The 8,354-nt window shown below is 33.3% G+C and carries 9 protein-coding genes and 1 pseudogene; 2 read left to right on the top strand and 8 right to left on the bottom strand.

Annotated elements, in window-relative coordinates:
* The 5 genes from K8V80_RS03950 to K8V80_RS03930 all read right to left on the bottom strand — a co-directional run.
* A partial coding sequence (locus K8V80_RS03950) for a GTP-binding protein (RefSeq protein ID WP_276775603.1) occupies nt 1–112 on the bottom strand: 112 nt, incomplete at its 3' end.
* A gap of 61 nt (nt 113–173) precedes the next feature.
* The gene (rpsG, locus tag K8V80_RS03945; protein ID WP_006743619.1) at nt 174–650 is read right to left on the bottom strand and encodes a 30S ribosomal protein S7; all 477 of its coding nucleotides are present in this window, start codon (nt 648–650) and stop codon (nt 174–176) included.
* 168 nt (nt 651–818) lie between these two features.
* Nucleotides 819–1,202 (bottom strand): 30S ribosomal protein S12, encoded by a 384-nt coding sequence (gene rpsL / locus K8V80_RS03940; protein ID WP_006743620.1) that lies wholly within the window; start codon nt 1,200–1,202, stop codon nt 819–821.
* A 120-nt stretch (nt 1,203–1,322) separates the two neighbouring features.
* Nucleotides 1,323–1,631 (bottom strand): DUF3467 domain-containing protein, encoded by a 309-nt coding sequence (locus K8V80_RS03935; RefSeq protein WP_006743621.1) that lies wholly within the window; start codon nt 1,629–1,631, stop codon nt 1,323–1,325.
* Between the two features lie 141 nt (nt 1,632–1,772).
* Nucleotides 1,773–3,578 carry an AMP-dependent synthetase/ligase gene (locus K8V80_RS03930; RefSeq protein ID WP_006743622.1) on the bottom strand — a complete coding sequence of 602 codons (1,806 nt, stop codon included), beginning with the start codon at nt 3,576–3,578 and terminating at the stop codon, nt 1,773–1,775.
* Nucleotides 3,579–3,760: 182 nt separating this feature from the next.
* Between K8V80_RS03930 and K8V80_RS03925 the strand changes: the two genes are divergently transcribed.
* Nucleotides 3,761–4,819 (top strand): M20/M25/M40 family metallo-hydrolase, encoded by a 1,059-nt coding sequence (locus tag K8V80_RS03925; RefSeq protein ID WP_276775599.1) that lies wholly within the window; start codon nt 3,761–3,763, stop codon nt 4,817–4,819.
* Between the two features lie 333 nt (nt 4,820–5,152).
* Here K8V80_RS03925 and K8V80_RS03920 read toward each other — a convergent pair whose 3' ends face one another.
* From K8V80_RS03920 to dut, 3 genes are all read right to left on the bottom strand, one after another.
* Nucleotides 5,153–5,620, bottom strand: a complete 468-nt coding sequence (locus tag K8V80_RS03920; RefSeq protein ID WP_276775597.1) for a DUF4292 domain-containing protein — start codon at nt 5,618–5,620, stop codon at nt 5,153–5,155.
* A gap of 98 nt (nt 5,621–5,718) precedes the next feature.
* Nucleotides 5,719–7,461 carry a tetratricopeptide repeat protein gene (locus K8V80_RS03915; RefSeq protein ID WP_276775595.1) on the bottom strand — a complete coding sequence of 581 codons (1,743 nt, stop codon included), beginning with the start codon at nt 7,459–7,461 and terminating at the stop codon, nt 5,719–5,721.
* 10 nt (nt 7,462–7,471) lie between these two features.
* Nucleotides 7,472–7,906 carry a dUTP diphosphatase gene (dut, locus tag K8V80_RS03910; RefSeq protein WP_276775593.1) on the bottom strand — a complete coding sequence of 145 codons (435 nt, stop codon included), beginning with the start codon at nt 7,904–7,906 and terminating at the stop codon, nt 7,472–7,474.
* 125 nt (nt 7,907–8,031) lie between these two features.
* Between dut and K8V80_RS03905 the strand changes: the two are divergent.
* Nucleotides 8,032–8,354 (top strand): annotated as a pseudogene (locus tag K8V80_RS03905) (dehydrogenase); the annotation flags it as partial.

Below are 8,354 nucleotides of genomic sequence, written 5' to 3'. Positions count from 1 at the left end.
TATGAGTCAATCCTGTGTAAAAAAGGATACGCTCTGAAGTTGTTGTTTTACCAGCATCAATGTGAGCCATGATACCGATATTTCTTGTATAATGTAAATCTAAATGTGCCATTTTCTAATTCTAATTTTTTATAGTTTTAATTCAAATAAATCTTAATCTTAGATAGATTGAATTAGAATCGGAAGTGAGCAAATGCACGGTTAGCTTCAGCCATTCTATGAACTTCTTCTTTACGTTTGAAGGCTCCACCTTGTTCGTTGTAAGCGTCCATAATTTCAGAGGCTAATTTATCAGCCATTGTTTTACCTGCTCTTTTTCTTGCAAATAGAATCAAGTTTTTCATAGAAATTGATTCTTTACGAGCTGGAATAATTTCAGTAGGAACTTGGAATGTTGCACCACCGATACGGCGAGATTTAACTTCAACTAGTGGAGTTACATTATCTAATGCTTTTTTCCAGATCTCTAGAGATGATTTTTCTTCATTAGCCATTTTCTCTGCAACAACATCTAGTGCTGTGTAGAAAATGTCATATGATAAGTTTTTCTTACCATCATACATCAAATGGTTTACAAACTTTGTAACCTTTTGGTCATTAAAGCGTGGATCCGGAAGGATTACACGTTTTTTTGGTTTAGCTTTTCTCATTTTTCTTAATGAAAATAATGTTTTGTTTATGGTTGTATCAATACGTCTTCAACATTCTCTCTAGAATATTTACTCAACCTTGAGCTATCCAACAAACTAAAACGAATTTGTAAATAATTAAAATAGAATCAGAGTCTCTTTAATTCAAGAGGCTCTTTTTAGATTCTTTTATTTTTTTGCTGCTTTAGGGCGTTTTGTTCCGTATTTAGAACGTCTTTGTTTACGATCTGCAACACCTGCTGTATCTAGTGTTCCACGTACAATATGGTAACGAACACCTGGAAGATCTTTAACACGACCACCACGCACTAAAACGATTGAGTGTTCTTGTAAGTTGTGACCTTCTCCTGGGATATAAGAGTTCACCTCTTTTTGGTTAGTCAAACGTACACGAGCAACTTTACGCATTGCAGAGTTTGGTTTTTTAGGAGTAGTAGTATATACTCTCACACAAACGCCACGTCTTTGAGGACATGATTCTAACGCAGGAGAATGACTTTTCTCCTTTAGTACAGAACGTCCTTTTCTTACTAATTGCTGAATTGTAGGCATTTCTTAATTGTTTTTGTTATTTATATATTTGTTATTTGTTTTAATTTCAAACGTGTATAATCGGGGTGCAAAATTACAAATAATATTTTAATTATCCATAGGCTTGCACTTTTTTCTTTATTAAGCCTCTCCTTTAACATTTCCAATAGGAGGAAGTTCACTCTCTTCACGCAATTTTATCTGACCATTTTCTTGCTCATACTTCCTTATATTATCAGACAAAGCATAAAGCAGTCGTTTTGCATGTTCGGGTGCCAATATAATTCTAGATTTAACATTAGCTTTTGGAACTCCTGGCATAATTCGAATGAAATCAAGAATAAACTCAGACGATGAATGAGCAATCACTGCTAAATTTGAATAAATACCATCTGCTATATCATCAGTTAATTCTATTTGTAACTGCTGATTTGAAGTTTGTTCTTTCATTTATACACTCTTTTGTTTGTTTTAATATTGTCTTCTGAATATCAGGGCACTAAGATACTAATTTATCTAATACAAATATTCTAAGTTTATATGATAATTAAAAAAAGAGAGAAGCTTTAACTTCTCTCTCTGTATTTTAAATTATTTTTCATACATTTTATCAATCACCTCTTTATAGTTTTTCGCAATAACGTTCCTGCGAATTTTTAGAGTATTAGTCAACTCCCCTCTTTTCATACTAAAAGGTTCTTTTAGAAGTGTAAAGTGCTTAATCTGTTCGTAATAGGCAAATTGTTGCTGGAGAGTATCAATACGCCCTTTATACATTTGTAAGATCTGTGGATGCGTTAGCAGCTCATCCAAATTGGCATACTGGATTCCATGCTCCTTAGCATACTCTTCCACTTTACTATAGACAGGAACTATTAAGGCAGATACAAATTTTCTTTGATCAGCAATTAATGCTATTTGATCTATAAATTGATCTATTACTAATCTAGTTTCTAATGCCTGAGGTGCTATATATTTTCCATTGGAAGTTTTAAATAAATCTTTAAGACGTCCTGTCATATATAGTTCCCCATCTTTCATGTAGCCAATATCTCCTGTATGAAACCAGCCATCAGCAGTAAAAGCCTGGGCTGTTGCATCAGGTTTTTTATAATAACCTTGGGTAATCGTTTTTCCTTTCAATAAAATCTCACTCTCATCGCCAATCTTTACTTGCACATTATCCAAAACCTGACCAACTGATCCGATTTGAAAATGAGTCTTCCATGTACAAGATACTGTGGCTGTAGATTCTGTCAGCCCATAGCCAGTAATTACGTTTATCCCTACAGCATAAACAAACTCAGCAACTTCTACTGGAAGCGCAGCTCCAGCAGTTGGGAAGAAATTACCGTTTTCAATACCAATTGTTTTTTTAAGAAGTTGCATTACTGTCTTCTCATAAAACTTGTATTTAAGATGTAACATTCGAGGTGGCTTTTTACCTAAACGGATATAGTTTAGGTTATGCTCACGACCCACTTTAACAGCATTGAGCATAAGTTGCTTCATGGGACCAGATGTATTATCTATTTTATCTTTAACACCTAAATATACTTTTTCCCAAAAACGAGGGACACTGCACATTAATGTTGGTCTAATTTCTTTTATTGCTATCTGAATATCTTGAGGGACCAAATTGATACACACTTGCACCCCTCTACTTACGCAGATATAAACCCACCCTCTCTCAAATACGTGAGTTAGAGGTAAAAAATTCAAGGATATATCCTTGTCTGTAATATCAACCAGACGTAAATCGTGAATACGAATAGCTTCTAAGTAATTAGAGTGATGTAACATTACTCCCTTAGGCTCCCCAGTAGTTCCTGATGTATATAAAATATTAGCTAAATCAGTTTCACTAGCTTTCGCTGTTCTTTGCTCAACAATATCATTATACGACAAATCTTTACCCAAGGATAAAAAGTCTTCAAAATAAATAGACGATTTATCTCTAGGATCAAGTACAACTTTTTTATCAAATATGATAATCTGTTTTAAGGAATGACAATGTCCTAAAACTCTAATTGCTGCATCGTACTGATACTGTTGCCCCACAAATAAGAAACGAATATTCGCATCGTTAATCATATATTGAGCTTGCGCCGGAGAACTTGTCGCATAGAAAGGTATTGTAACCGCACGATTTGCGTAGGCAGCAAAATCTACGTAAAGACATTCAGGTTTATTTTCTGAAAAGATACCTATATTTTCGGTTTCTTCAACTCCCAATGCTACAAGAGCATTAGCAGTTTGTCTTACTGTTTGAGAAAATTGTTTCCAAGTAATAGGAATCCATTGAGATAATTCGTAATCCCTATACTTCAGTGCAATTCGATCACCATATTTCTCAGCTTGGCGATGAACTAAAACAGATAAATGATGGTATATCATATCTTTTTTATTTTGAATTTCAACTACAAAGGTATGTTATATTATGGAAATATCCCTAAGCCACTATATAATTATTGTAAATAACAACCTTCCACTTATTCTCTTTGTTTTAAATAAAACACTCAGTTTATGATTGTTTCCAATTATTATTCTAACTAATTTTATATCGAAAACAGCAAACAATGAATAAATCTGATTTAATAAAAGAAGCTATTTACTTACTCTCTTCAATTATAGAAATTCCATCTTTTAGCCAAGAGGAAAACAGAGTTTCTGAATTTTTATGCGATTACATAAAAGCTAAAGGTTTTACTCCTCAAAAAATAGGTAACAATCTATTATTTAATAGAAAAGAGATCCAAAATGTTCCCACAATATTGTTAAATTCTCATATAGACACAGTAAAACCTGTCTCAACTTGGACAAAAGACCCATTAAAAGCCAATATAGTCAATGACAAAATCTATGGACTAGGTAGTAATGATGCAGGAGCTAGCCTTATTACTCTATTACTAACGACATTAAATTTACCGGTGAGTCAGAAGTATAATTTAGTATTTTGTGCATCGGCAGAAGAAGAAATTAGCGGTAAAAATGGAATAACACAAGTATTAAACCTCTACGAAAACAAATTTGATTTAGCAATTGTAGGTGAACCAACGAGTATGCAGCCAGCTGTGGCAGAGAAAGGTCTCATGGTTCTAGATGTTTTCTCTGCAGGGAAAGCAGGGCATGCAGCAAGAGAGGAAGGAATCAATGCTATTTATGAAGCACTGGATGATATCTTATGGTTCAAAAACTATTCATTCAAAAAGGTTTCGCCCTTTTTAGGACTAGTAAAAATGAGTGTAACACAAATAAATGCAGGGACACAACACAATGTTATACCCGACTCGTGCTCATTTGTTGTTGATATTCGAGGAAATGGTTGCTATACAAATAATGAGATTTTAAATATCATTTCTGATAATATAAAATCAAAGGCGACACCCAGATCTACTAGACTTAACTCATCACAAATAGAATCCTCTCACCCTATCTATAAGAGACTTCTTGAGCAAGGCTATAAGCCATTTGGATCCCCTACTCTATCCGACCAAGCACTTATGCCATTTCCTTCTATAAAAATGGGACCAGGAAATTCAAGTAGATCTCATACTGCTGATGAATACATATGTATTCAAGAGATTGAAGACGCTCTTGATAAGTATTATAATTTACTAAATGGACTAGAACTTTAAATAGTTACATTAACAATATCATTCATAGATTAACTCTCTTTTATTTTCGTAGTATAAGTAATAACACATTTAACCAAAGATAACTATACAAAGTATACAGTTAGTTTTAACCCTGACATGATAACGCTTTGACACCGACATGTCATTCTCATATCGGTGTTATGATGATACTTTGCTTTAAATAAAAAAGCTCTTATTTATGCACACACATAAACAAGAGCTAAAAACTCATGCTATTTTAAAAAGCTAGACAAACAGATATGTTTTATCAAAGACTAAATAATTTTTGGCTTATAAATTCAAGAGAGCATAATATAGAACTATCATCTTAAATTAAAAGAGACCTAAACTTTCTAGCATTGAGTTGATAGAGCTTTCTATATATTTAGTAGAGATACGTAAAGGTCTTTGCTGAAAAGGAGTATTATCAAACTGGTATAACTCAATGGTAGCACTACCAAAGGCATTCCAGCCAAAATCAGAAGCCAATAAAAAAACTTTTTTCTTATTAGACCGAGCAGCATTCCAAACAATTCTTTCAAAAGAATCAAATGATACTACTTGAATACCTTTATCATTCATTATGGGGTATGAGGATTTTGCAAAAGTTTTATTTTTCCGATCTAGCACAAGTAAACCTGTGGTAGAATATTCAAGCACAGCCAGTTCTGACCTCACAACGGGTGCACGAAAAGAAATTCTAGCCATTTTCCCCTTCTCTATGTTTACTATACCATTTATTTTTTCGGCTCCACTCTCTGTAGGAATAATCAATTCAAACTTACACGTAAGATATCTCACATTCTCATCAAATATTCTTTGAGTAGAAACACAGGATGAAAAGATGAAAACTAAAGTAAAATAAAATAGATAGACTCTCTTTTTCAAAAAAATGAATCTCATTCTGCGATATATTTTTTCTTTTTGATTTTGGACGTAATCATTGAACCTGCTCCTAATTCTTCTGCTTGTATCCAATATTCTAGAGCTTTCTCTTTCTCTCCTAGTTTAAAATATATATCTCCAGCATGTTCTATAACTACCCCACTCTCATTTCCTCCATTTTCAAGGGCAGCATCAATATAAACCTTTGCCTCAGTATATCTTTTAAGCTCAAAAAGAATCCATGCATACGTATCTAAGAATGTTGGATTTTTAGGTTCTGCTTCAACAGTTTTCTTACTCATTGCTTCAGCTTTACTTAAATCTTTGCGCTGTATAGATAAATAATAAGCATAGTTATTCAGAACTCCACTATTCGTAGGATTATACTCTAAGGCTTTATCATAAGCCTCATATAGCTTATCGTACTGAGATAAAGAATGGTATCCATCACCTCTCAAAGCATAAAAATCGGAAATAAGCTCTTTGGGAGTAGATTCGTCTACTACAGCTAAAGCTTGAGAAACAGTACTCAATAATTTCTTATAATCTTCTGCCTGATTATAAGCGATAGCTAAATAAAAGTAAAACTCAATTGTGCCTGGACTTGACAGGATTCCTCCTTCACAGATTTCAATCACTTTTTTATAATCATCTTCTCTAATTGCCATACCTAAGAGCATCAATCTCGAAGGAGTATTAGTTGGATCTAGTTTCAAAATGTGTTCTAACACAGGTTTAGTCTCTTTCTCCTTTTTCTGACTCATCAAATACTGGGTATACAACATTGGTATCTGATCATCTGCAGGATTTAGCTCTATTGCTTTTTCAAATAGTCCCATAATTTGGACTGTATCTTCCTGAGCTTTAAAGATGTATTGACGCATTAAATTCAGCTTTAAATCCATCTCTGCTTTAGGGTTATAAAGTATTTTCTCTAATTCCGAAATATATTTTTCTTTTTGATCAGTTTCATTATAATAATTAGCTAATGCATATATAGCCATTGGAAAATCAGGATCTTGCTCCAACACTTTATTTAATAAGGTTAGTGCTTGCTTCTTTTTCCCATTGTTCAAATATAAATCCGCTAAAATCACTTGATACTTCAAATCATTAGGATATGTGCTTACTAAATCGCCCATTTCACTGAAAGCTTTTTTTTCCTCATTTTTGAGTAAGTATACTTTAAATTTTTGCATACTGATCTGCTCACTTTTCCCTAATTTCCTCTCTAGTTGATTCAGACCTGCTATGATTTTATCATAATCTTGTGATTGAGCATATAAGTCTAGCAATTGAAACTGCAAAGCCGATTTGTCAGGAAAGCGATGTGTCATCAATTCTAGCTGCTTTATAGCTTCCTCTTCATTTTCAGGAGAGTTATATAAAGCAAAGAAGAAGGACTCATTATACCAATAGTTCAAACTATCTAACTGAACAGCCTTTTGAAAAGAGGTAAGTGCATCAGGAAGTTGATTCATATTCATATTGAGAGCACCTATTTGATAGTAAGCTTCCGCTTTGGCTGGATCAATTTCAATACAATGAGTAAAGAGAGCATAAGCATCATCCAAATTCCCTTTATTCTTTTGAACCATACCTTCTAAAAAATAATAAGAATACTTTCGATCCTCATTACCAACTAAAGTTTCTAATAGAACGGAATCTTTTTCTACTTTCTCTTGAGCATTTACTTTAAGAGTTATCAGAAGAAAAAGAGACATACAACATACTATTCGCAATACACTTCTTTTCATAATTCTTTTTTTATTCTTTTCCTGTATGACCAAAGCCACCTTTGCCCCGTTGGGTTTCATCTAAGCTAGAAACTTCTTCCCAATCAATATGCTCATATTTAGCAATTACCATTTGAGCAATACGGTCTCCATTTCGAACAACAAACTCTGTATCCGATAAGTTTGCCATAATTATACCTATCTCCCCTCTATAATCAGCGTCAATTGTACCAGGAGTATTCAATAAAGTAATTCCACTTTTCAAAGCCAATCCACTTCTTGGTCGTATTTGTGCTTCATAGCCTTCAGGAATAGACAAAAACAATCCAGTTGGTATTAATTTTCTTTCCATAGGCTTTAACACAATGGCACCTTCAACATTTGCACGAATGTCCATACCAGCAGACAATAGGGTTGCATAATTTGGTAATTGATTCTTTGAACAATTAATTATTTTTATTTTCATATCTTCATAAATGTATTAAATAACGAAAATAGGCATTTTAGGGAGATTATTTATACATTTAAAGTAAAATAACCTATAACTTATCAAAGAGAGAATCTAGATAGATAGCACTTAATAAATTATATATGATGAATTGGAAACAGCTCTTATCCACTAAGAGATTTGGATTGGAAGACATACATAAACATACAGCAAAGAATAGAACTGAGTTTCAAAGAGACTATGACAGATTGATTTTTTCGGCTCCATTCAGAAGACTTCAAAATAAAACTCAAGTATTTCCTTTACCAGGAAGTGTATTTGTTCACAACCGTTTAACTCATAGCTTGGAGGTATCTTGTGTAGGTAGATCCTTAGGAAATGCTGTATCTCAAGAATTAATAAAAAGGGACCCCTTACTAGAAAAAGAAACTCTGATAACAGAAATAGGCTCTATTATAGCAGCTGC

Source organism: Bacteroides coprosuis, from assembly GCF_020741705.1.
GTDB classification, from domain to species: Bacteria; Bacteroidota; Bacteroidia; order Bacteroidales; family Bacteroidaceae; genus Bacteroides_E; species Bacteroides_E coprosuis.
Note: the sequence above shows the minus strand (reverse complement) of the source record. Positions and strands in the feature narration are given on the sequence as shown.

Bases quoted from the DNA above. Each gene is read 5' to 3' on its own strand.
- rpsG (WP_006743619.1), bottom strand. From the start codon at position 650: ATGAGAAAAGCTAAACCAAAAAAACGTGTAATCCTTCCGGATCCACGC.
- dut (WP_276775593.1), bottom strand. From the start codon at position 7,906: ATGAAAATAAAAATAATTAATTGTTCAAAGAATCAATTACCAAATTAT.
- rpsL (WP_006743620.1), bottom strand. From the start codon at position 1,202: ATGCCTACAATTCAGCAATTAGTAAGAAAAGGACGTTCTGTACTAAAG.
- K8V80_RS03925 (WP_276775599.1), top strand. From the start codon at position 3,761: ATGAATAAATCTGATTTAATAAAAGAAGCTATTTACTTACTCTCTTCA.
- K8V80_RS03935 (WP_006743621.1), bottom strand. From the start codon at position 1,631: ATGAAAGAACAAACTTCAAATCAGCAGTTACAAATAGAATTAACTGAT.
- K8V80_RS03930 (WP_006743622.1), bottom strand. From the start codon at position 3,578: ATGATATACCATCATTTATCTGTTTTAGTTCATCGCCAAGCTGAGAAA.
- K8V80_RS03915 (WP_276775595.1), bottom strand. From the start codon at position 7,461: ATGAAAAGAAGTGTATTGCGAATAGTATGTTGTATGTCTCTTTTTCTT.